The sequence below is a fragment of the Endozoicomonas montiporae CL-33 genome, assembly GCF_001583435.1.
Lineage (GTDB): Bacteria > Pseudomonadota > Gammaproteobacteria > Pseudomonadales > Endozoicomonadaceae > Endozoicomonas_A > Endozoicomonas_A montiporae.
Genome location: NZ_CP013251.1, coordinates 4711373 through 4735016 on the forward strand (window position 1 = coordinate 4711373; position 23644 = coordinate 4735016).

Consider the following 23644-nt stretch of genomic DNA (forward strand, 5'->3'; position numbering starts at 1 on the left):
CCACCCTGTTATTACAGAGTACGCTGAACTTCGATGGTCTTGTAAACCTCGATCTTGTCGCCAGGCTTAACGTCGTTGTAGGACTTAACCGCGATACCACATTCCATGCCTTCGCGAACTTCCTGAACGTCGTCCTTGAAGCGACGCAGGGATTCCAGCTCGCCTTCAAAGATAACCACGTTGTCACGCAGTACACGGATACGGTCGTTGCGGTACACAGTACCTTCAATAACCATACAGCCTGCCACAGCACCGAACTTCGGAGAGCGGAAGACGTCACGTACTTCAGCAGTACCAACGATCTGCTCACGGGTATCGGAGCCCAGCATGCCGCCCAGAGCCTTCTTAACATCTTCGATGATGTCGTAGATAACGCTGTAGTAGCGCAGATCCAGCTCTTCCGCTTCAATCACCTTACGGGCAGAAGCGTCAGCACGAACGTTGAAGCCAACGATAACAGCATTAGAAGCCAGCGCCAGGTTAGCGTCGGTTTCGGTGATACCACCTACGCCGCCGGAAATAACCTTAACCTGTACTTCGTCGTTACCCTGCTCTTCCAGAGAAGAGGTCAGCGCTTCCAGAGAACCACGAACGTCGGCCTTCAGGACGATATTCAGGGTCTTCTTCTCTTCAGAGCCCATGCTGTTGAAGATGTTCTCCAGCTTGGAAGCCTGCTGACGAGCCAGACGCACTTCACGGAACTTGCCTTGACGGAACAGGGCGATTTCACGCGCCTTACGCTCGTCTTTCACGACCAGCATTTCGTCACCGGCTTCAGGCGTACCGTCCAGACCCAGGATCTCAACAGGAATAGAAGGACCCGCCACTTTGATTGGCTTGCCGTTCTCATCCAGCATCGCACGCACACGACCGTACTGCTGACCCACCAGAATGTTGTCACCCTGATTCAGCTGACCACCCTGTACCAGAACAGTCGCCACAGGACCACGACCTTTATCCAGACGGGATTCAACCACAACGCCCTTCGCAGGACCTTCGTCAGGTGCCGTCAGTTCCAGTACTTCCGCCTGCAGAACTACCGCTTCCAGCAGCTCGTCAATGCCTTGGCCAGTCAACGCAGATACGTGCATGAACTGGGTGTCGCCGCCCCACTCTTCTGGAATAACTTCCATGGCAGACAGTTCGTTCTTCACACGATCCGGATCAGCACCTTCCTTATCCATCTTGTTCACAGCAACGACCAGAGGTACGCCAGCCGCTTTCGCGTGCTGTACCGCTTCCTCGGTCTGTGGCATTACGCCGTCGTCTGCTGCAACCACCAGGATAACGATGTCAGTGGCCTTGGCACCACGGGCACGCATCTGGGTAAACGCCGCGTGTCCCGGTGTATCCAAGAAGGACACCATACCGCGCGGTGTATCAACGTGGTAAGCACCAATGTGCTGGGTAATACCACCAGCTTCGCCCGCTTGTACACGACTCTTACGGATGTAGTCCAGCAGGGAGGTCTTACCGTGGTCAACGTGACCCATAACGGTCACAACCGGCGCACGAGGCTTCTCTTCGAAACCGGTCTGACCTTCGGCCTGATCTTCAACCAGGGTATCCTCGATGTCATCCGCTTTGGTCAGCTTATAGGAGTGACCCATTTCTTCGACAACGATGGAAGCGGTATCCTGATCAATCACCTGATTGATGGTTACCATAGAGCCCATCTTGAACATGGCCTTGATAACGTCAGCTGCTTTAACTGCCATTTTCTGAGCCAGTTCTGCCACAGTGATCGTCTCAGGAATAGAGACTTCACGCACGACAGGTGCCGTTGGCTTGGTAAAGCCGTGTGCCGCCATGGATTCCGGCGCCACTGTACGATGCTGACGACGGCCTCCGCGACGATCGTCACGACCACCGCGACCACCGCGACCACGACGATCGCCATCACGACGATCATCACGATCATTATCGCGACGATCCTTGGCTTTACGATTACGACCGCGCTTGTTGTCATCAGACGGTGGAGGCGGTGGCGCTGCTGCCGGATCAAAACGTGGAGCAGACGGGCCTCGCGGAGCACCACGATTATCACCACGTGGAGCACCACGGTTATCACCGCGTGGAGCGCCACGGTTGTCACCACGCGGAGCACCACGGTTATCACCGCGCGGAGCACCACGGTTATCGCCATCACGACGAGGACCACGGTTATCACCATCACGACGAGGGGCACCACGGTTGTCGCCATCACGACGCTGACCACGGTTGTCACCATCGCGACGCTGACCACGGTTGTCACCGTCACGACGCTGACCACGATCGTCACCATCACGACGCTGACCACGGTTGTCACCGTCACGACGCTGACCGCGACCTTCGTCTTTCTTCTCTTCTTCTTCGCGCTTAACGTAAGTACGCTTCTTGCGAACTTCTACGTTAACCACTTTGTTCTTGCCTGCAGAACCGCCAGCCACTTTCATCTGGCTGACAGTCTTGCGCTTCAGGGTGATCTTGGTCGGTTCAGCACCGCCCGTGTGATCGCCATGAGTCGCCTTCAGGTGCGCGAGCAGCTGCTGCTTTTCAGCGTCAGAAACAGACTGGGACGACTGGGTATGCTTCAACCCTGCATCTTTCATCTGTTTCAACAGCCTTTCAACAGGCGCGCCGACCACCTTTGCGAGTTGTTCTACGGTTACATCTGCCATTAACACTTCTCCTCTCAGTGGCCCGCTCAGTTGCCAGCTTCCTCAAACCAGGGTGCACGTGCCGTCATAATCAGGTCACCGGCCCGTTTCTCGTCCATGCCTTCAATGTCCAGCAGGTCGTCGATGGATTGTTCCGCCAGGTCTTCCATTGTCACAACACCCCGGCTGGCCAGTTCAAAAGCCAGATCCTCTTCCATGCCATCCATGTTAAGCAGATCTTCAGCCGGCTGAACGCCGTCGAGTTTCTCTTCCCGGGCTATAGCCTGAGTCAGCAGTTTGTCCTTGGCACGCTTACGAATCTCTTCCACGATGTCTTCATCGAGACCCTCGATGGCAGTCATCTCTTCCAGAGGTACGTAGGCCAGCTCTTCCATGGTGGTAAAGCCTTCTGTCACCAGGAGTTCTGCTAACTCTTCATCAATGTCGAGCAGGTCAATAAAATTCTGTTTAATCCGACCCGCTTCCTGTTCCTGTTTGGCAGCAGCGTCGGCTTCAGTCATTACATTCAGGTTCCAGCCAGTCAACTCACTGGCCAGACGGACATTCTGACCACCGCGACCAATCGCCTGAGCCAGATTGTCTTCGCTGACGGCGATGTCCATGGTTTTGGAATCTTCGTCAACGATGATGGATGCCACCTCTGCAGGCTGCATCGCGTTGATAACATATTGCACCGGGTTGTCATCAAAGAGCACGATATCAATGCGCTCGTTACCCAGTTCGCCGGAGACTGCCTGCACACGTGCACCACGCATACCAACACAGGCACCCACCGGATCAATGCGGCCGTCGTTCGTTTTAACGGCGATCTTGGCTCGGGAGCCAGGATCACGTGCAGCACCTTTCACCTCAATCACTTCTTCAGCGATTTCCGGCACTTCAATGCGGAACAGTTCAATCAGCATTTGCGGTGCGCTGCGAGACATCATCAGCTGAGGCCCACGACCTTCAGTGGAAATCTCGTGCAGCAGGGCACGTACGTGAGCACCTACACGGAAGTTCTCACGGGGCAGAACCTGATCTTTACGCAGAACAGCTTCGGCATTACCACCCAGGTCAATAATGATGCTGTCACGGGTTGTTTTCTTAACGGTACCATTAATCAGCTCACCCAGACGATCGCGGTAAGCATCAACCATCTGAGCACGCTCAGCTTCACGTACCTTTTGTACAATCACCTGTTTGGCAGTCTGGGCTGCGATCCGGCCAAATCCAACGGACTCAACCTGCTCTTCCCACACACCACCAATTTCCAGGGATTCATCTTTTTCCTTACCCTCGTCAAGGGTAAAGTGCATTCCCGGAAACTCGAAATCTTCATCGGCTACGATTGTCCAGCGGCGGAATGTGTCGTATTCCCCGGTTTTACGATCAATCGCGACACGGATATCGACTTCAGTTTCGTAACGCTTTTTAGTCGCGGTTGCCAATGCGATCTCCATCGCCTCGAAGATCACTTCGGGGGAGACTCCTTTCTCATTGGAAACGGACTCTACGACCAACAGAATTTCTTTACTCATGCTCTGCCTCGCCTATGCTGTACCAGTCCATGCTTATGCCAACACTTCCCTGGCCGCACACCGCAGTGAATGCCTGACCAGACGGTTTGCCGGGCCATACTCTTCACTCCGATCTGAACCAAACGCAGCCTCTGTCTTTCGATCCCTTCCTCCGTTTTGAAGCAAGAAACAAAAAGATGAAACTACTCAGTCGAACCTTGGTATCACCTGAGCCTTATCAATGCTCTCGATGGGGAACAGTAGTTCATGGTCATCAACAACCACAACCACATCCTGATCCTCAACACCCTTTACAATGCCCCGGTATTTGCGACGCCCCTCAAACGGAACACGCAAACGGATATTCACCTCGGCACCGGCCCACAGCTGGTATTGCTCCAGCGTAAACAGCGGGCGGTCAACGCCTGGTGAAGAAACCTCCAGGGTATATTCCTCTGTAATCGGGTCTTCTACATCGAGAACCCCACTCACCTGACGACTCACTTTTGTGCAGTCTTCCAGGCTGATACCACCTTCCTTGCCAGGAAGGGTATCAATAAAAATTCTTAAAACGGAGTTACGTCCCTGGGATTTGAATTCAATACCCCAGAGCTGGTAATCGAGCGATTCTACTACCGGCCCGATCAACGCCTCCAATTGCGACTGCTTACCTGCCACGATGGAAACACCTGTCTGCAAAAACAAAAAAAGGGCTAAAAAGCCCTGTATCGATTAAGCACTCTTTTCCGGATACGCCTCAGGAAAAGATGCCCTAGCCTCCAGTTTTCCGGCTGGACGCAATTAAGGCTGTTTGAAAATAGCGTCCGCAGCAGAGATTACAACAGAGTCTGGTGACAGAAATTCGAACATCTCGTTCGCATCCTTCATTCACACTATCGCGCTATTACATCACTGCGCTATCACACTGTCGCAACCGCTTTTATGCCTGTTTTTACAAAGACTTTTATCATCAAAAGTCAGGCATAGCGGTCTATTTTCAAACAGCCTCTAAGCTACGTACCTAACAAAAAACCCCACAAAGGGGGTTTTAATTAGTTGGTAGCGGGGGCCAGATTCGAACTGACGACCTTCGGGTTATGAGCCCGACGAGCTACCAGGCTGCTCCACCCCGCACCAAAATCTTTTTCAGTATACTGTTTGATTAGGAAGCTAACAACCCAATACAGAAACCTTCTTTTTTACTGCATTCTGCCTTATTCAGCAGAGTTCAAACTTGGTGCCCAAGGCGGGACTTGAACCCGCACGATCATACGATCACCACCCCCTCAAGATGGCGTGTCTACCAATTCCACCACTTGGGCATCTACTTCCTGTTAAAAACACCAGCCTCAGAGGCGGAATATTTTACTGCACAGGAGGCAGGTCATTCTCTTGATTCTGACCCATCTCGTCAGTCTCGACGGGGCTAGAGTCTAACACAGGAGCATCGCTTTCAACACCCCCCGCAGCGCTTTCAATTGCAACAGGTGCATCAGAAGTCTGAGGAGCCTGTTGCTGCTGAACAGCAGCTGCCGGAACACCAGCATCGCTGATGGTGTTCGCCTTCTGTCTGGCTACCATAGCCAGAGAGAAGCTCGTCACAAAAAATACTGTTGCCAGAATAGCCGTAGTACGACTCAGAAAGCTCGCATTACCACTACTGCCGAAGACAGTCTGTGACGCGCCGGAACCAAAGCTGGCACCGGTCTCAGCACCCTTGCCCTGCTGGAGAAGGATCAGACCGATCACACCAGCAGCGGCAAGAACATGAAAAATAAGAATTATGGTTTCCATCGCTATCCCGCAGCGTGACAGATCGCCTTGAATTCTTCAGCAACCAGTGACGCACCACCTACAAGACCACCATCCACATCAGGAAGCGCGATCAGTTCGGCAGCATTGGCAGCTTTCATGCTACCACCGTACAGGATTCGAGTCTTCGCAGCCATATCAGCATTATCTTTAGCCAACAGTTTGCGAATCTCAGCGTGTACTTCCTGCGCCTGTTCAGGAGTTGCAGTCAAACCAGTACCGATAGCCCAAACAGGCTCATAAGCGATCACAAAGTTTGCCAGACGCTCCGGACCTGCAGCCCGCAGCACAACCTCAATTTGTGAAGCAACCACACTCATCGTGTCGCCTGCTTCGCGCTCTTCCAGAGTCTCACCTACACACAGGATAGGTACGATACCCTGATCAACCAGAGCATTAAACTTCGCAGCTACATCTTCGTCAGTCTCACCAAACAGAGTGCGACGCTCGGAATGACCAATGATGACATACTCGATACCGAGATCTTTAACCATCAGAGGCGAAGTTTCGCCAGTGAACGCACCGGAAGACTTGTCAGAAACATTTTGCAGACCAGTCTTAACAACAGAACCGGCCAGCTGGTCACGAACCTGCTGAGCGTAGACAGCCGGAGGACATACCAGAACTTCGGCTTTAGTTTCCAGACCGGAAACCAGTTCCTCTAGCAACTTACGGTTACTTTCGGAAGAACCATTCATCTTCCAGTTACCGGCTACGAGTGGCTGACGCATACTGCATTACCTCAACGTTCGCGAGGTCGGCATACTAACCTACGCGATAAATTTATACAACCTGAAAACACTACGATACCACTGCGGAAAACGCTTTTCCTTGACTGGCGGCATAGCTCTCAGGTCAATAATATCAATGCCTTCAGCGACTTTTCAAACACTGAAAACATTCGCACATCGAACATCGCAACCAAACTCGACGGATCAAAAAATAACACCTTGCCAATCGACTTTAGCGACAACATCCGACACAAAGCAAGGCAGCCAAATACCACCCTGCCGAGGTTGAATCAGACCATAGCCGACTTAACCACTTTTGCCAGTTTTTCCGCCTGCTGACGTACCTGAGCTGCATCTTCACCTTCAACCATGACGCGAATCACTGGCTCTGTGCCTGAAGGACGCAGCAAAACCCGCCCCTTGTCCGCAAGCTCTGCCTCAGACTGCTGAACAGCTTCAACAATGGCAGGAATCTGATCGGTGTCAGACTTCACCTTGACCCGGACATTGATCATCGTTTGTGGGTATTTACTCATTTCGGAGCGAAGCTCTGAAAGGGTTTTGCCGGAACGAACTACCGCCTTCAAAACCTGAAGGGCAGAAACAATACCATCACCGGTTGTAGACACATCATGACAGATCACATGACCTGAAGATTCACCGCCGATCTCCCAACCTTTAGCAATCATCATTTCATTGACATAGCGATCACCCACTTTCGCCCGGTCAAATTCAATACCGGCTTTCTGTAATGCCTTTTCCATGCCAAGGTTGGTCATCAGGGTACCAACAACACCACCCTTCAGCTCACCATGCGCCTGACGATCACGGGCAATGATGTACAGCAACTCGTCGCCGTCCACTATATCACCCTTGTCGTCCACCATAATGACCCGGTCACCATCGCCATCAAAGGCAATGCCCATATCAACACCCAGTTCCTGCACTACCTGCGACAAACCTTCCGGTTTGGTTGAACCTGCGTTTTTATTGATATTGACACCGTTCGGCGAAACACCCATGGCATGAACGTCTGCACCCAGCTCTTTGAACACGGAAGGTCCCACCTGATAGGTTGCGCCGTGTCCGGCATCAATGACCAGCTTCAAACCTCTCAGATCCAGCTGATGAGACGTACTGGCCTTGCAGTATTCAATATAACGACCTGCCGCATCGTCCAGTCTGGTTACTTTACCAAGCTTTTCAGAAGGAACTACATCAACATCACCTTCAAGAAGAGCTTCTATTTTCTCCTCTACCTCATCAGAAAGCTTGGTACCATTACCGGAGAAAAACTTAATGCCATTGTCGTAGAACGGGTTATGAGAGGCGCTGATAACGATACCCGCCTGACCATTAAATGTTCTGGTAAGGTAAGCAATCGCAGGAGTTGGCATTGGACCGGTCAGACAAACATCAATACCGGCGGCAGACAAGCCAGCTTCCAGTGCCGATTCAAACATATAGCCGGAAATCCGGGTATCCTTACCAATAAGAACCTGACCTTCACCTTCTGCTGCCAACACCTTGCCGGCAGCCCAGCCCAGTTTCAGAACAAATTCAGGCGTAATGGGAAACTCGCCAACACGACCACGAATTCCATCCGTTCCAAAAAACTTGCGACCCATTTGTAATACCTTACCTAACGAGATTGGATCAACGATCTGCAAACAACCGTCAACCACTGAAAACTTTATTCGGCCTGCTGCACAGCTTCAAGCATGGTCACAACATCCCTGGTCTCGGCAACATCATGAACCCGGATAATACGGGCACCTGCCTGAACGGCCATCAAAGCCACCGCCAGACTGCCTGAAAGCAACTCATCCGCCGCCTTACCCAACTGCACCTGCATGAATGACTTACGCGACAAACCTGCCAACACCGGAAAGCCTGTACCAGCCAGTTTGTCACAATGTTTCAGCAAACTGAGATTCTGTTTTGGCGTTTTGCCAAACATACCGCCTCCAAACCCGGGATCAAGAATAATCCGATCCTTTGGGATTCCGGCTGCTTCACAGTCTGACACCCGGTTCAGCAAATACTGGCAAACCTCATCAGCCACATTATGATAATGAGGCTCAAAACCCGGCTCTGGCTGATCAACCAGAGAGTGCATCAATACCACAGGCAAGCCAGTTCGGGCTGCGGCCTGCAACGCACCTTCGCGTCTCAGCGCACGAACATCATTTATCATGCCTGCGCCGATTTTAGCGACTTCCGTCATGACCAGAGCAGAACTGGTATCTACTGAAATTACCTTATCAAAACGGGCATTCAATGCTTCAACCACTGGCAGCACCCGCTCCAGCTCCATTTCACTGGTCACCACTTTCCCATCAGCACCAGGACGAGTGGACTCGCCGCCAACATCAAATATATCAACACCGTCGTTTACCATGCTATCTGCTACGCGCAGAATGGTATCCATATCCTGATAACGACTGCCTGAATAAAAAGAATCCGGAGTGATGTTGAGAATACCCATAATCCGGGTACGAGAGAGATCAAGGGTTCGACCAGCGCAATCCAACTTTGTCATGAGTACCACTGTGATATAAATCGGTTAATCGGGATAGGGTGGAGCCTCGCGGCTCCACTCCTCCCACAACACCCAGCGTACGGGTCCGTACTGGGCGTTTCGGTTAGTTAAGCGTCTACCATCAGCACAAACATGACAATGGAAGGGTCAGTGATACAAGACATATGACTCACACCACCCGCCGGGCTTTTGTAATCCTGTAATGCCGATATAGTCTCAGCTCTTATGACCTTGCAGCTTTCGGTTCCGCCGTCACCGCTTGGCATGAGCACCAGTGTTTGCTGGCCTTTGTCTGCGTCCGATATATCGAGAAACAGAAACTAATCACCGCTCTAACCGTTCAGGCCTTCACTGACTTCGCCAGCTACTATGCCGTCTGCTGACTTCTGTATGGCGATCAGGACATCTTACGATGACCTCAGTCTGAAATATCAGACACCAGACAGACCTCCCGAGGTAAGTTACACCGCCTTCCCTGCACAACTGCCGGATTTACTGTCCGAGTGTCCGGATGAGTATGGGACTTCGTCATCACATGCTGACTCGTCCTCACGCAGACAGCCTCATATCCGATTTCTATTCGTCAGCTCGCAGTTTTGCTCCACACTGCCTTCAGTCTGCACCTCGCGATACAAACCTTGTGCTTCGCTAGCCCTTCGCCCTCATCTGGCTGGGCAGGGGACTTTCACCCCCAAGCTGTGCAACATGCTCGGCACACACGAAAAAAAACGGGCAGGAAAACCTGCCCGTTAGCATAGACCGAATTAATTAAGCCTGTTCGCTGGCCGGACCACCAATGGTGTCGTCCTTTTTATCCTGATCAGCGTCACCGGCATCATCCGCTTTCGGCGCTTTGGCTTCAGGCTGTTCCTCAGAGGCTTCAACCTTCTCGCCACCTTCACCACCAGCGCCTTTATCGCTGGAATCTTTGGGCGGACGAGGCGTTCTCCCTTCCATGATGTCGTCAATCTGATCACTGTCGATGGTTTCATACTGCATTAACGCATCAGCCATCATATCGAGCTTATCGCGATTCTCTTCCAGAATAGTCGCTGCACGGGTGTAACACTCATCAATCACACGACGCACTTCCTGATCAATCAGTTTGGCTGTTTCACCGGAAACATTGGAGCCACCGCCGCCGCTGCCATAGTTCTTGCCAAGGAAGACTTCGCCTTCGTCTTCGTCGTACATCAGCGGTCCGAGCTTTTCAGACAGACCCCATTTGGTGACCATGCTACGAGCAATCTGGGTAGCACGCTGGATATCGTTAGAGGCACCAGTGGTGACACCATCTGCGCCCAGGGTCATTTCTTCAGCGATACGACCACCGAACAGAGAACAAATCTGGCTCATCAGTGCCTGCTTGCTCTGACTGTAACGATCTTCCTCTGGCAGGAACATGGTCACACCCAGCGCACGACCACGAGGAATAATAGACACCTTATAAACAGGGTCGTGATCTGGCACCAGACGACCAACAATAGCATGACCTGCTTCGTGGTAGGCTGTGTTGCTCTTTTCCTTGTCGCTCATCACCATGGACTTGCGCTCGGCACCCATCATGATTTTGTCTTTTGCCAGATCAAATTCATGCATACCTACCATGCGCTTGTCAGCACGAGCCGAGAACAGTGCCGCTTCGTTCACAAGGTTGGACAGGTCCGCACCGGAGAAGCCGGGAGTACCACGCGCGATCACCGCTGGCTGAACATCATCAGCTACAGGTACTTTACGCATGTGAACTTTAAGAATCTGTTCACGACCACGAATATCCGGCAAACCCACGACAACCTGACGGTCAAAACGACCAGGACGCAACAGCGCGGGGTCAAGTACATCAGGACGGTTAGTTGCTGCAATAACAATAATACCGTCGTTTGCTTCGAAGCCGTCCATTTCAACCAGCAACTGGTTCAGAGTTTGCTCACGCTCGTCGTGACCACCGCCCATACCGGCACCACGATGACGACCCACCGCATCAATCTCATCGATGAAGATAATGCAGGGAGCCTGTTTTTTAGCCTGTTCAAACATATCGCGGACACGGGACGCACCCACACCCACAAACATTTCAACAAAGTCAGAACCGGAAATAGTGAAGAACGGCACCTTGGCTTCACCGGCAATAGCTTTTGCCAGCAGGGTCTTACCCGTACCCGGAGGACCGACCATCAGCACACCACGGGGGATACGCCCGCCCAGACGCTGGAACTTGCCGGGATCTTTCAAAAAGTCCACCAGCTCCTGTACGTCTTCCTTGGCTTCTTCAACACCTGCCACATCGGCAAAGGTGGTTTTGATCTGATCTTCCGACAACAGGCGCGCCTTGCTTTTACCAAAGCTCATGGGGCCGCCTTTGCCGCCACCACCGCCCTGCATCTGGCGCATAAAGAACATAAAGACGGCAAGGATCACCAGAATCGGGAAACTGGCCACCAGCAACTGTGTCCAGATGCTCTGCTTTTCAATCGGTTTGGATTCAATCTGCACGTTACCACGCAACAGCTCGTCCATCAGCTGATTATCGGGCACGGCAGGCGGCAGGTTGGTTTCAAAACGTTCGCTGCTGTTAAGAACACCATTGATGGTATAACCGTCGATCACGACCTTACTGACCTGCCGGTTTTCGACCATGCTGATGAAGTCAGAATAATTGACCTTCTGCGTGGTCGTCTGCATACCATCGAAGTTTTTGAACACGGTCAACAGCACCAATGCGATGATGACCCAGAGAATTAAATTTTTCGCCATATCATTCAAAGGGCTACCCTCTCTTGAACGTACTGAAGCCTGGGATAGTCGGTCGGTTTGGGCATGTGTACCGGCTCTGCTCTCTTTATTTGGTTAATCGTCACCTGTAACAATACACGATTGGGCGTTCAGGCGACAGTCATCAACAATCTATATAGCCAATAGAAAAAAGTAATTACACGTCCTTACAAAACGCTTAACTTTTAACCTTTAAAGCCCTTTGCCAACAGATACACTTCCCGGGAACGAGCCCTTGATGCATCAGGCTTGCGAGTGATGACTTTGGTAAATGAAGAACGTAAATCCTTCAGGTATTCTTCAAAGCCTTCTCCCTGGAACACCTTGGCAAGAAATACACCATTCTTACGCAACACCTGTCTTGCCAGATCCAAAGCCAACTCGACAAGATACATTGCTTTAGGCTGATCTACAGAGTGTGCTCCACTCATATTGGGGGCCATATCGGAAATTACAAGGTCTACTTCGTCAGAACCTATCGCTCCAAGGATCTCTTCGAGCACTTGGTCTTCGGTAAAGTCACCCTGTACAAAGGTGGCACCGGCAATAGGGTCCATAGGCAGAATATCGGAAGCAACAATACGGCCACTGTCTCCAATAATTTCCGCAGCCACCTGAGTCCAGCCACCCGGGGCTGCACCAAGATCCACCACTCTCATACCGGGACGAAACAGTTTATCTTTCTCGTGAATCTCCAGTAGCTTATAGCTGGCACGAGAGCGCCAACCATCTTCCTGGGAACGCTTAACATACTGATCATCAAAATGTTCCTGCAGCCAACGCTTACTGCTCTTTGAGCGTGAGGAGCTGGAGCTTTTGGATCGGGTCATGACTTACCTTACGATTAACCTAACGGGAAACAAGGGGGGAACAAGTTCAGGATTTAGTGGTCGAACGCTTCACTTGTTCAAATAACACACTCGCTAAGCGTACAGCGAGAATGTAGAATAATGAACTTTTCACTCTAGCAATATAGGTCTCAGCATGAGGCATGCTTGGTTTTTTCTATCAGGTATCCTTCTATAGAGCCAGAAAACTATAGCGTTAGAAAACCCCAAAGTAAGCGCCTGATTGCTATGGCTGTATTGCAATCCGGCCATTGTATTGTTCAGCCTCAGGATTGTGCAATCATGAGTCTATCTACTGATAGAAAAAAACATTTCCGTTCCCTGGGCCACAAGCTCAAGCCTGTCGTTATGGTCGCCGGCAAAGGCATGACTGAAGGCGTTGTTGAAGAGGCACTGCGCGCCCTGACCGATCACGAACTGATCAAGGTAAAATTCGCAGTGGGTGATCGTGACGTTAAAAAGGCAATGATCGACGAACTGGTCAAGCAAACCGAATGTGAACTGGTACAAACTATTGGCAACATCGCTCTTGTTTATAAAGAGAATAAAGATGCCAAGCCCAACCTGTCCAACGTAAAGAGCTTCTGATTCTCTTTCGCAGGATTTGCGATCCCTGCGGATCGCAAATCTACTACGAAGTAAATCATGTCTGCAACCTTATAGCGGCTTCAAAACAAGCTTCATTGTTGTTCCTTCAACAGATGAAGAAAACGGCGTTTTTCCTTTAAAAGTAAACGAGCAACAATCAATCTCGTGCTTTTCATCAAAACCGGATTTGTTAATGAAAACTCGTTGTGAAGCAGCCCCCGTAGCTTCAGCATGAGCAAATTTAAAGCCCTTTTCCGCTGCCATCTTCACCCCCTCATTGACCAGTGCAGCAGCAATCCCCTTCCCCCCATGCTCAGCAGAAACCGCCAGAAATTTGAAATTCATATACTCATTCTTGTTAATGGACTGATCCTGAAAGAAAGCTTTATTCAACGTGAACAACAATGACATCATCGCATCACTTTCTGCCTCATAGGCAAAACCCTTATCCCCCCAGGTATCAGCCAGATCACAAGCCAGCAAACTACCAATCAACTGACCGGTCTCAGAGCAACGAGCCAGCAGACCTGACGTTTCCTTTGCGCATTTCAGAGCCACATAAGCCAGATAATCTCTAAACTCCCTGTCGCTCATATCATCACTTTCTGCAACCACCAGAGAGCTGTTACTGAATGACTTAGCCACTACACTTGCTACTTCGTCAACGTACTGCTCAGTCAGTAGTTCTATGCTAAACGCCTGATACATCCTGCTACTCGCTATCATCATAAATACGGGAAGAGCCCCTCAAGGCAATGGCGGAATATTATGATGTTTCGGAAACCTACTTTAACCCTTATTTATACGGGTACTAAAAGTAGAACAACCTGCACTCAACTCGCTTTTGTGACCGCGCTTCAGGTATTTTTACCGACCAAAACCCTCAGCGAATACTTAGGCCAGATATTAAAGAGTGAAACCTCTGCTCAAAATACTTTTTTACCGATCTCTCATCAGACAGGAAAAAACTTGGTCGTTTTTATCAATTTATAAAAAACAACCACAACATACTTATGTAAGCAAACTGTCAGTAACCCTGATTATTCTCACAGCATTTACCTGACACACAAATAAACAAAGATAATCAAAACACACAATGATAGCGCCAAACCCACTTAAAAATATTGCCTTCCATCAAAACATACAAACAAAAATAACATCAAAAGTATTACGTATGAGCCCTGTCAGGGTTTTCACTCAACTGTAAATATTTCTTCAGCAAAATTGCTTTCGATCAACTTTTTATCCCTCCGGCCTGCTTATGATTCGCGACATCATTCACTGCTTTCTGCCTTTGCCGTGAGTAGAACTTCTTTGTCTACAAACCAAAACCAAAAACGACATCGGAGAATGTCCTATGACAAGCTTTTTGATATCGCTCGCCGTATTAATTGGAGGCTACTTCATCTACGGTAAACTTGTTGAACACTGGTTTGGTATCGAGCCTGATCGCAAGACACCCGCCGTCGAATTCGAAGACGGTGTCGATTTCGTTCCCCTTCCCTGGTACAAAATTTTTCTGATTCAATTCCTGAACATTGCCGGTCTGGGCCCAATTTTCGGTGCCATTATGGGTGCCCTTTACGGTCCTGCAGCTTTCCTCTGGATTGTATTTGGTTGCATTTTCGCCGGTGCCGTTCACGACTATTTCTCCGGCATGCTGTCGATCCGGCATCAGGGCAAATCAGTGCCTGAAGTCGTTGGCCATTATCTGGGTGAACCGGCGCGTAAATTCATGCGCGGTTTTTCGGTGGTACTGCTGGTACTGGTGGGTGTCGTCTTTATGATGGGGCCTGCTGGCTTGCTTGCAAACCTTGGCGGACAGGGCGTTCTCGCAAACACCAGTTTCTGGTTGGGCATCATTCTCTGCTACTACTTCGTCGCCACCGTGCTGCCCGTTGATAAAATCATCGCTAAAATTTATCCACTGTTTGGCGCAGCCCTTTTAATCATGGCGTTTGGCGTCGGTGGCATGACCATTATTAATGGGCTGCCGGTTCCTGAAATTGGTGCCGACCTCAGCCATCCTGGCGGTCTGCCCATTTTCCCAATGTTGTTCACCACCATCGCGTGCGGTGCCATCAGTGGCTTCCACGCTACACAGTCGCCTTTGATGGCTCGCTGCACTCAGAGTGAAACTCAGGGTCGTCCTATCTTTTACGGCGCCATGATTGCTGAAGGTGTTGTGGCACTGATCTGGGCTGCGGCTGCCATGTCCTTCTTCCCGAACGGAATCGAAGGTCTTAATGCTGTACTGTCTCAGGGTGGCGCAGGTCTGGTCGTGAAAGAAGTCTCTGTCGGTCTGATGGGCACTGTGGGTGGACTACTGGCCGTTCTGGGTGTTATTGCCTGTCCGGTAACGTCCGGCGACACCGCATTCCGCAGCGTACGCCTGATTATTGCTGACGCCATTGGTATCGAACAGACCAGCAAAGCAAACCGTCTGAAACTGACTATCCCTGTCTTTGCGGTTGGTTTTGCACTGACCTTTATTGACTTCGATATCATCTGGCGCTACTTCGCCTTCTCCAACCAGTCTCTGGCGACCATCGTACTGTGGGCATCTGCCGCTTATATGGTCACCCGTGATAAGAGCCACTGGTTCGTATCACTGCCAGCTATGTTTATGACGGCTGTCTGCACCACTTACATCCTGATGGCACCTGAAGGACTGTCTTTGTCCGCCGCTATTTCTTACCCAATCGGAATTACCGCAGCCATTGCTGCCATGGTCGCCTTCCTGATGAAAAACAAAGCAACTGCCACCGCAGGCTCTGCAGCCTGATTGATGACAGAGTGCGAAGCTCAGGCTTCGCGCTCTGCACTTGCCATTGCTTGTTAAGACTTCTGAACAATCACCATACTGGTTGGCTGATTAAACAATTTAAACCGGTCTAACTGCAAAGTATTCGCTTGAATATGGTGTACCATTTTTTTCTGAATCCATTCCGGCACCTCCCGCAATTCCCCTCCCAGAATGAAGCACCCCATATCCAGTAGCGCCCTGTCATCATCCCAGATATCTGAAAAATCCAGATAACCTGGCAATAACTCTTCAGTCGCATCAATATTCAATGCTTTCAGCTCAGCCATCAATTCCTGTGAACTGGCATGGTTATTCAAGCCATTGTCACGGCAAACCATCAGATCCATAAAATCGAGCTGCAATTTGTAAAAACCGGCTGGCGGCTGCAGAAAAATCACCAGCACACCTCCGGGCTTCAATCCCGCCAAAGCTGCCTGAACATGCAGACCCATTGGCTGCATCCAGTATAGAGAGTGCGACATCAGTACCACATCCCACTCAGGCTTTAATACGGTCTCGGAGGTAAAAGCCTCGCGCCACACACTCTGTTGTCTGGCAAGCTCTGGCGACTTTGCCTGAAGCGCCTGAAAATGATCCGGATTCGACTCATAAGCCCCATATAAATCCGGCCTTCTAAAAAGCTCAGACAGAACATCACCAATGAATATCCCACGTCCTGCACCTATATCCAGAAGTGAAAACGATTCAGGGCAATACCTGCTAATGGTACGAATCAAAGCCTGCTTCATAGGCTCGTATTCTCTGGACACTCTCACAAGAAGACCAAAGGTTTCCGCATAACGCGCTTCAGAAAGAGCGGCTGGCTGTGCTATTTGCTGACCCGATTCTACCTTCACTGTCTTTGCCTTTAAATCAAAAGAACTGCGAACAGAATAGCCGCCGCCCCAGAAACTTCCTGATAAAAAAACACCCATAAAAAAACCGCACCCTTTAAAGGAGTGCGGTTTTTTTTGCAAGATCAACCGATCAATACATCATCAGATGTACTTCACTTCGTCAATCTCATACTCGATAGAGCCGGACGGCGTGCTAACGACCACAACATCACCTTCTTCCTTACCCACCAGGGCGCGGGCGATGGGCGAGTTGATGGAAATTCGGCTGGCTTTGATGTCCGCTTCGTCATCACCCACAATTTTGTATTCCACTTCACTGTCGTCATCCAGATTGACCAGAGCGACCGTAACACCAAATACAACCTTGCCGTTTTGCGTCAGCGTGCTGACATCAATGATGACCGCGTTCGACAGCTTCGCTTCAATATCATTGATGCGAGCTTCCATCAGCCCCTGCTGCTCGCGGGCAGCATGGTATTCAGCATTCTCTTTCAGGTCACCCAGCTCTCTTGCTTCCGCAATCGCCTGAGAAACACGAGGCCGCTCAACACCTTTCAGTTGTGCCAGTTCTTCGCGGAGGGCTTTTTCGCCCTCTACCGTCATTGGGTATCGATTCATCCAGTCTTACCTTCGTGCAGATCCTGAAGTCGTCTGACTGTTTTTTCCGAACCAAAAGCAATGGCCCGGGCAATAGCTTCTGCACCCGCCATGGTGGTGGTGTACAAAACCTTGTTGGTCAGAGAAGAACGACGGATTTTATACGAATCCGCTATCGCCTGACGACCCTCTGTAGTATTTACTACAAAAGCTATATCGCCATTAACGATACTGTCCACCAGATTAGGACGACCTTCCATGACCTTACGGGTGTAAGTCACCGGCAAACCGGCTTCTTCAATCACACGGGCAGTACCACTGGTCGCGACCAACTCAAAGCCGGTATCCATCAGCAGGCGCGCCAGTGCCGGAACTGCAGGTTTATCCAGATCACGGACACTGATGATCACCTTGCCACCTTTTGGCAGAGACATATTCTCAGCCAGCTGCGCTTTATAATAAGCTTCCGGGAAGGACTGACCAACACCCATCACTTCACCGGTAGACTTCATCTCAGGGCCGAGAATCGGGTCAACACCAGGGAATTTGTTGAATGGGAAAATCGCCTCTTTCACACAGAAATACGGAGGGATAACCTCTTTGGTGAAGTTCAGCTCTTCCAGCGTCTTACCCATCATAACGCGTGCTGCCACTTTCGCCAGTGAGTGACCGATACATTTGGACACAAACGGCACAGTACGAGACGCACGAGGATTCACCTCGATCACATAAATCTCGTCATCCTGAATCGCCAGCTGCACGTTCATCAGGCCGATAACACCCAGTTCGATCGCCATGTCACGAACCTGCTCACGAATCTTGTTCTGAACACGCGGACTCAGAGAGTACGGCGGCAGGGAACAACCGGAGTCACCGGAGTGAATACCCGCCTGCTCAATGTGCTGCATGATCGCACCAATAACAACGTGCTTACCATCACACACCGCATCAACGTCCACCTCAACCGCACGGTTCAGGAAGAAGTCCAGCAGTACAGGGCTGTCGTTTGATACTTTTACCGCAGAAGACATGTAGCGGCGCAGTTCGTCTTCACCGGCTACAATTTCCATGGCACGGCCACCCAGAACATAGGATGGACGTACAACCAGTGGGTAGCCAATCTCTTCTGCTTTTGTTACCGCTTCTTCGACACTGCGAACAGTGGCATTCTGAGGCTGAACCAGCTTCAGCTTCTGGATCATTTCCTGGAAACGTTCACGGTCTTCCGCACGGTCGATAGCTTCCGGGCTGGTACCAATAATCGGTACACCTTCACGCTCCAGCGCACGCGCCAATTTCAGAGGTGTCTGACCACCGTACTGAACGATAACGCCTTCTGGCTTTTCAACATCAATGATCGCCAGTACGTCTTCCAAAGTGACTGGCTCAAAGTACAGGCGGTCGGAGGTATCGTAGTCGGTAGAAACGGTTTCCGGGTTACAGTTCACCATGATGGTTTCGTAACCGTCTTCACGAGCCGCCATAGCTGCGTGTACACAGCAGTAGTCAAACTCGATACCCTGACCGATACGGTTAGGGCCGCCACCAATCACCATGATTTTCTCACGGGAAGATGGTTCTGCTTCACACTCTTCTTCGTACGTGGAGTACATGTACGCTGTCGTAGAAGCAAATTCCGCCGCACAGGTATCAACGCGCTTATATACAGGCTTGATATCCAGCACACGACGATGGCTGCGCACTTCACCTTCAGCCACGTTCAGCAACTCGGCCAGACGGGCATCGCTGAAACCTTTGCGCTTCAGACGGAACATTTGCTCGACCGTGATGTCTTTCAGGGAAGTGCCTTGCAGCTTCTCTTCCTCACGAACCAGGTCTTCGATCTGAACCAGGAACCACGGGTCGATCATGCACTGCTCAAAAATCCCTTCAACGGTCATACCGGCACGGAAAGCATCCGCCACATAGTAAGGACGATCCGCTTTTGGTGTGACCAGTTCAGCCCTGATGCGATCCATGGCGCCTTCAGCCGTCACGTCGATGATCGGATCAAAACCGTTTGCACCGGTTTCCAGACCGCGCAGGGCTTTCTGCATGGATTCCTGGAACGTACGACCAATGGCCATGACCTCACCCACAGACTTCATCTGTGTCGTCAGACGATCGTCAGCCTGCGGGAACTTCTCGAAAGCAAAACGAGGAATTTTGGTAACCACATAGTCAATGGCAGGCTCGAAGGAAGCCGGAACCACACCGCCTGTGATTTCGTTCTGGAGTTCGTCCAGGGTGTAACCCACTGCCAGTTTCGCCGCTACTTTGGCGATCGGGAAGCCGGTCGCTTTGGAAGCCAGAGCAGAAGAACGGGATACACGCGGGTTCATTTCGATCACGACCATACGGCCGGTGTTCGGGCAGATACCAAACTGAACGTTAGAACCACCGGTTTCAACACCAATCTCGCGCAGCACCTTGATGGAAGCGTTGCGCATGATCTGATATTCCTTATCAGTCAGCGTCTGCGCAGGCGCAACGGTAATGGAGTCACCGGTGTGAACGCCCATCGGGTCGAAGTTTTCAATGGAACAGACAATGATGCAGTTATCGTTACGATCACGCACCACTTCCATTTCATATTCTTTCCAGCCGATCAGGGATTCGTCGATCAACAGTTCGTTGGTCGGCGACAGGTCCAGACCACGCTTACAGATTTCTTCAAATTCGTCACGGTTGTAGGCGATACCACCACCGCTACCGCCCATGGTGAAGGAAGGACGAATGATACACGGGAAGCCAACGTCTTCCTGAACACCCCAGGCTTCGTCCATGCTGTGAGCAATGCCGGCACGAGGCGTTTCCAGACCGATGTTCTTCATCGCCTTGTCGAACATTTCACGGTCTTCAGCCTTGTCGATGGCATCGCGGCTGGCACCGATCATCTGAACGTCGTATTTGTCCAGAATGCCTTTGTGGAACAGATCCAGCGCACAGTTCAGTGCTGTCTGACCACCCATAGTTGGCAGAACCGCATCCGGGCGTTCCTTGGCAATAATCTTTTCAACGGTTTCCCAGCGAATCGGCTCGATGTAGGTGGCATCAGCCATCACCGGATCGGTCATGATGGTGGCCGGGTTAGAGTTCACCAGAATGACACGGTAGCCTTCTTCTTTCAGGGCTTTACAGGCCTGGGCACCGGAATAGTCAAATTCACAAGCCTGACCAATGATGATGGGGCCGGCTCCCAGGATAAGGATGCTTTCAATATCAGTACGTTTCGGCATCGTCGCTCTCGTAACTTGTGGTCAAGCTCCGGTGTTTGTTGCTGAACACCGGAGCTGGCTAGGAGTACTTTTTCAGACGGTTGATTGGGAAGAGCAGAGTGGCTCCCTGCATGGGAGCTCAATGCTATTCACCGTGTTGGGAGGTCGCTGCGCTCGTCCCAACCTACACCCTTGATCAGGCGGTGTGTCTGGACAGCTCATCAATAAAGCGGTCAAACAGACAGGCGACATCGTGCGGTCCGGGGCTGGCTTCAGGATGACCCTGGAAGCTAAACGCCGGACGGTCTGTCAGCTCAATCCCCTGCAGACTGCCATCAAACAGAGACTTGTGCGTAGCCCGAACATTTTCCGGCATGCCTTCTTCAGACACTGCGAAACCATGATTCTGACTGGTGATCATTACCGTGCCTTTGTCCAGGTCCTGAACCGGATGGTTAGCACCGTGGTGACCAAACTTCATTTTTTCCGTTTGCGCACCACTGGCCAGCGCCAGCAACTGATGACCCAGACAGATGCCAAAGACCGGAATACGGGTTTTCAGAATTTCGGTAATCGCATCAATGGCGTAGATGCATGGCTCGGGGTCACCAGGACCGTTGGACAGGAAAACACCATCCGGGTTCATGGCCAAGACTTCATTCGCCGGTGTTTTCGCCGGAACCACGGTCAGGCGACAACCACGCTGCGCCAGCATACGCAGAATGTTCTGCTTCACACCAAAGTCATAAGCCACCACATGGAATGGCTGCTTGGCGACACTCTGATGACTGTCAGTCTCAAGCTCCCACACCCCTTCAGTCCACTCATAAGGCTGTTCGGTGGTCACTTCCTTCGCCAGATCCATACCTTTCAGACCCGGGAAAGCACGGGCTTTCGCCAGGGCGGCTTCAACATCAATGCTTTCGTGGCTTTCGCCAGTCATGATGCAGCCATTCTGAGCGCCTTTCTCACGCAGAATGCGAGTCAGGCGACGAGTGTCGATTTCTGTGATAGCAACAACATTCTCGCGGCGGAGATAATCATCAAGGGAAATCTGGTGGCGCCAGTTGCTGGCAATAAGAGGAAGGTCACGAATAACAAGTCCGGCGGCATGAACACTGGAAGATTCATTATCAAGGGGGGTGATGCCGGTATTACCAATATGAGGATAAGTCAGGGTGACAATTTGACGGGAATAGGAGGGATCAGTGAGTATTTCCTGATAGCCTGTCATGGCTGTATTGAAAACAACCTCACCACTGGTTTCGCCATCAGCTCCGATGGCAATGCCCCGGAAAAGACTTCCGTCTTCGAGGGCCAGAACGGCAGACTTAGTCAATGGGTCCTCCCAATTTTCGACCTGTTAAATCCTACGGCAGTAACAGCGATCAATGCTGCTACGACTCAGGTGGATAACAAATGGGATTGCGCGATAAACATGTGGCTTTTTTAAGCATTCAAAGCAAGCAACATAAGAACAACCACCTAGTTAAGCAACCGCCAGCGAACTTATAAATACGCCCAAAAAAAGCGAGAGGTCAGAACACCGTCTCGCTTTCTTATCAGCTTTGTCCGAACCACTTAAAACCAGCCGGAAAGCTAACGCCTTGTTTCCATGATGTTTTTAATATCGCAAACACGCTGTTTGAGAATATTTGCCCATGGCTGCTTGCTGCCACACACGCAACAAATCAAATGCAAATTTTTCGCATTTAAACACAAAAATTTTGCATCGTCCAGATTTTCATCATCTTTTAATACAGGGCAGCCGTTAATTTAGTCCCAAAACATCTTGCATGCTGTAAAGACCTGCCGGTTTATTTGCCAGCCAGCGCACAGCTCTTAAAGCCCCACGGGCATAGATGACACGATTACTGGCTTTGTGGGTAATTTCAACCCGCTCGCCTTCAGACGCAAACAGAACCGTGTGGTCGCCAATCACATCACCGGCACGAATGGTGGAAAAGCCAATCGTTTCATGATCACGCACACCAGTCACACCTTCACGACCGTAAATGGCACATTGCTTCAGCTCCCGCCCAACCGCATCCGCCACGATTTCACCCATGGTCAGGGCCGTCCCGGATGGGGCATCCACTTTATTGCGATGGTGAGCCTCAATGATTTCGATATCTGCATCTTCATCCATTATGCGTGCAGCGGTTTCCAGCAGCTTGAATACCAGGTTCACACCCACACTCATATTGGAAGCAAAAACAATGGAAATGTCTCTGGCGGCTTCCTGCAGCTGGACTTTCTGATCATCACTCAGCCCGGTGGTGCCAATAACAATGCTTTTGCCATGCTCGCGGCACAACTCAACATTACTCAGGGTGAAGGCAGGGGTGGTAAAATCAATCACTGTATCAAACTGATCCACCACTCCTGAGAGCTGCGGCGACAACTTTACACCCAAAGCGCCAACACCCACCAGTTCACCAGCGTCAACACCGAGCAGATTGCTGTCTGGTCGCTCAATAGCAGCCCCCAACTCAACCCGTTCATCATTGGCAATTGCCTCGATAAACATACGCCCCATACGACCCGCAGCACCAACGACAGCAATTCTTGTTTTTGACATGAGCTTCTCCATGACTCCAGACTTTGGTCATTCAGGCGGACAGTCTAACGCCAGAAAAGTAAACGGCAAGTCTATCTCTGGCTAGGAGCCTGTCGGACTTAGCCGACCGTAGCGAGAAAAAGACCGGTTTGAG

At 50.9% G+C, this 23644-nt stretch carries 18 protein-coding genes and 2 tRNA genes; 2 read left to right on the forward strand and 18 right to left on the reverse strand.

All coding sequences use genetic code 11. The features are described from left to right. Positions 1–11 precede the first annotated feature (11 nt). From infB to rlmE, 12 genes are all read right to left on the reverse strand, one after another. Complete coding sequence (gene infB / locus EZMO1_RS21720) at positions 12–2660, reverse strand: translation initiation factor IF-2 (protein ID WP_034878332.1); 2649 nt, start codon at positions 2658–2660, stop codon at positions 12–14. A gap of 26 nt (positions 2661–2686) precedes the next feature. Beyond that, positions 2687–4180: a transcription termination factor NusA gene (gene nusA / locus EZMO1_RS21725; RefSeq protein WP_034878334.1), complete on the reverse strand. Its 1494-nt coding sequence runs from the start codon at positions 4178–4180 to the stop codon at positions 2687–2689. Positions 4181–4366: 186 nt separating this feature from the next. Next, positions 4367–4837 (reverse strand): ribosome maturation factor RimP, encoded by a 471-nt coding sequence (gene rimP / locus EZMO1_RS21730; protein WP_034878822.1) that lies wholly within the window; start codon positions 4835–4837, stop codon positions 4367–4369. A 379-nt stretch (positions 4838–5216) separates the two neighbouring features. Beyond that, positions 5217–5293, reverse strand: a tRNA-Met gene (locus EZMO1_RS21735). Positions 5294–5394: 101 nt separating this feature from the next. Continuing rightward, positions 5395–5481, reverse strand: a tRNA-Leu gene (locus EZMO1_RS21740). Between the two features lie 43 nt (positions 5482–5524). Further along, positions 5525–5953, reverse strand: a complete 429-nt coding sequence (secG, locus tag EZMO1_RS21745; RefSeq protein ID WP_034878336.1) for a preprotein translocase subunit SecG — start codon at positions 5951–5953, stop codon at positions 5525–5527. A gap of 2 nt (positions 5954–5955) precedes the next feature. Further along, the gene (gene tpiA / locus EZMO1_RS21750) at positions 5956–6702 is read right to left on the reverse strand and encodes a triose-phosphate isomerase (RefSeq protein WP_034878338.1); all 747 of its coding nucleotides are present in this window, start codon (positions 6700–6702) and stop codon (positions 5956–5958) included. A gap of 290 nt (positions 6703–6992) precedes the next feature. Then, entirely contained in the window at positions 6993–8330 is a 1338-nt protein-coding gene (gene glmM, locus EZMO1_RS21755) for a phosphoglucosamine mutase (protein ID WP_034878340.1), read from the reverse strand. Between the two features lie 65 nt (positions 8331–8395). Continuing rightward, positions 8396–9244, reverse strand: a complete 849-nt coding sequence (gene folP, locus EZMO1_RS21760; protein WP_034878342.1) for a dihydropteroate synthase — start codon at positions 9242–9244, stop codon at positions 8396–8398. Between the two features lie 107 nt (positions 9245–9351). After that, a complete protein-coding gene (locus EZMO1_RS27080; protein WP_160173990.1) occupies positions 9352–9510 on the reverse strand; it encodes a hypothetical protein in 159 nt (52 codons plus the stop codon). A 502-nt stretch (positions 9511–10012) separates the two neighbouring features. Continuing rightward, positions 10013–11998: an ATP-dependent zinc metalloprotease FtsH gene (ftsH, locus tag EZMO1_RS21765; RefSeq protein ID WP_034878344.1), complete on the reverse strand. Its 1986-nt coding sequence runs from the start codon at positions 11996–11998 to the stop codon at positions 10013–10015. A gap of 203 nt (positions 11999–12201) precedes the next feature. Then, positions 12202–12846 carry a 23S rRNA (uridine(2552)-2'-O)-methyltransferase RlmE gene (gene rlmE, locus EZMO1_RS21770; protein WP_034878345.1) on the reverse strand — a complete coding sequence of 215 codons (645 nt, stop codon included), beginning with the start codon at positions 12844–12846 and terminating at the stop codon, positions 12202–12204. Positions 12847–13146: 300 nt separating this feature from the next. Here rlmE and yhbY point away from each other — a divergent pair, with 300 nt between their 5' ends. After that, entirely contained in the window at positions 13147–13452 is a 306-nt protein-coding gene (gene yhbY / locus EZMO1_RS21775) for a ribosome assembly RNA-binding protein YhbY (protein ID WP_034878347.1), read from the forward strand. A 69-nt stretch (positions 13453–13521) separates the two neighbouring features. Here yhbY and EZMO1_RS21780 read toward each other — a convergent pair whose 3' ends face one another. Beyond that, on the reverse strand, positions 13522–14181 hold the full coding sequence (locus tag EZMO1_RS21780; RefSeq protein WP_082212301.1) for a GNAT family N-acetyltransferase: 660 nt from the start codon (positions 14179–14181) through the stop codon (positions 13522–13524). A gap of 628 nt (positions 14182–14809) precedes the next feature. Here EZMO1_RS21780 and EZMO1_RS21785 point away from each other — a divergent pair. Continuing rightward, positions 14810–16237, forward strand: coding sequence for a carbon starvation CstA family protein (locus EZMO1_RS21785; RefSeq protein WP_034878350.1), 1428 nt, complete (start codon positions 14810–14812; stop codon positions 16235–16237). Positions 16238–16290: 53 nt separating this feature from the next. On the opposite strand, the gene EZMO1_RS21790 is transcribed toward EZMO1_RS21785, so the two are convergent. The 5 genes from EZMO1_RS21790 to dapB all read right to left on the reverse strand — a co-directional run bounded on the left by EZMO1_RS21790 (position 16291) and on the right by dapB (position 23511). Further along, entirely contained in the window at positions 16291–17193 is a 903-nt protein-coding gene (locus tag EZMO1_RS21790; protein WP_034878351.1) for a class I SAM-dependent methyltransferase, read from the reverse strand. Between the two features lie 63 nt (positions 17194–17256). Continuing rightward, on the reverse strand, positions 17257–17733 hold the full coding sequence (gene greA, locus EZMO1_RS21795) for a transcription elongation factor GreA (RefSeq protein WP_034878353.1): 477 nt from the start codon (positions 17731–17733) through the stop codon (positions 17257–17259). After that, positions 17730–20951, reverse strand: a complete 3222-nt coding sequence (carB, locus tag EZMO1_RS21800; RefSeq protein WP_034878354.1) for a carbamoyl-phosphate synthase large subunit — start codon at positions 20949–20951, stop codon at positions 17730–17732. The genes greA and carB overlap by 4 nt, the downstream gene beginning before the upstream one ends. A 175-nt stretch (positions 20952–21126) precedes the next feature. After that, a complete protein-coding gene (gene carA / locus EZMO1_RS21805; RefSeq protein ID WP_034878356.1) occupies positions 21127–22269 on the reverse strand; it encodes a glutamine-hydrolyzing carbamoyl-phosphate synthase small subunit in 1143 nt (380 codons plus the stop codon). 432 nt (positions 22270–22701) lie between these two features. Next, positions 22702–23511, reverse strand: coding sequence for a 4-hydroxy-tetrahydrodipicolinate reductase (gene dapB, locus EZMO1_RS21810; protein WP_034878825.1), 810 nt, complete (start codon positions 23509–23511; stop codon positions 22702–22704). Positions 23512–23644 lie beyond the last annotated feature (133 nt).

Bases quoted from the DNA above. Each gene is read 5' to 3' on its own strand.
- infB (WP_034878332.1), bottom strand. From the start codon at position 2,660: ATGGCAGATGTAACCGTAGAACAACTCGCAAAGGTGGTCGGCGCGCCT.
- nusA (WP_034878334.1), bottom strand. From the start codon at position 4,180: ATGAGTAAAGAAATTCTGTTGGTCGTAGAGTCCGTTTCCAATGAGAAA.
- secG (WP_034878336.1), bottom strand. From the start codon at position 5,953: ATGGAAACCATAATTCTTATTTTTCATGTTCTTGCCGCTGCTGGTGTG.
- tpiA (WP_034878338.1), bottom strand. From the start codon at position 6,702: ATGCGTCAGCCACTCGTAGCCGGTAACTGGAAGATGAATGGTTCTTCC.
- glmM (WP_034878340.1), bottom strand. From the start codon at position 8,330: ATGGGTCGCAAGTTTTTTGGAACGGATGGAATTCGTGGTCGTGTTGGC.
- folP (WP_034878342.1), bottom strand. From the start codon at position 9,244: ATGACAAAGTTGGATTGCGCTGGTCGAACCCTTGATCTCTCTCGTACC.
- EZMO1_RS27080 (WP_160173990.1), bottom strand. From the start codon at position 9,510: ATGCCAAGCGGTGACGGCGGAACCGAAAGCTGCAAGGTCATAAGAGCT.
- ftsH (WP_034878344.1), bottom strand. From the start codon at position 11,998: ATGGCGAAAAATTTAATTCTCTGGGTCATCATCGCATTGGTGCTGTTG.
- rlmE (WP_034878345.1), bottom strand. From the start codon at position 12,846: ATGACCCGATCCAAAAGCTCCAGCTCCTCACGCTCAAAGAGCAGTAAG.
- yhbY (WP_034878347.1), top strand. From the start codon at position 13,147: ATGAGTCTATCTACTGATAGAAAAAAACATTTCCGTTCCCTGGGCCAC.
- EZMO1_RS21780 (WP_082212301.1), bottom strand. From the start codon at position 14,181: ATGATGATAGCGAGTAGCAGGATGTATCAGGCGTTTAGCATAGAACTA.
- EZMO1_RS21785 (WP_034878350.1), top strand. From the start codon at position 14,810: ATGACAAGCTTTTTGATATCGCTCGCCGTATTAATTGGAGGCTACTTC.
- EZMO1_RS21790 (WP_034878351.1), bottom strand. From the start codon at position 17,193: ATGGGTGTTTTTTTATCAGGAAGTTTCTGGGGCGGCGGCTATTCTGTT.
- greA (WP_034878353.1), bottom strand. From the start codon at position 17,733: ATGAATCGATACCCAATGACGGTAGAGGGCGAAAAAGCCCTCCGCGAA.
- carB (WP_034878354.1), bottom strand. From the start codon at position 20,951: ATGCCGAAACGTACTGATATTGAAAGCATCCTTATCCTGGGAGCCGGC.
- dapB (WP_034878825.1), bottom strand. From the start codon at position 23,511: ATGTCAAAAACAAGAATTGCTGTCGTTGGTGCTGCGGGTCGTATGGGG.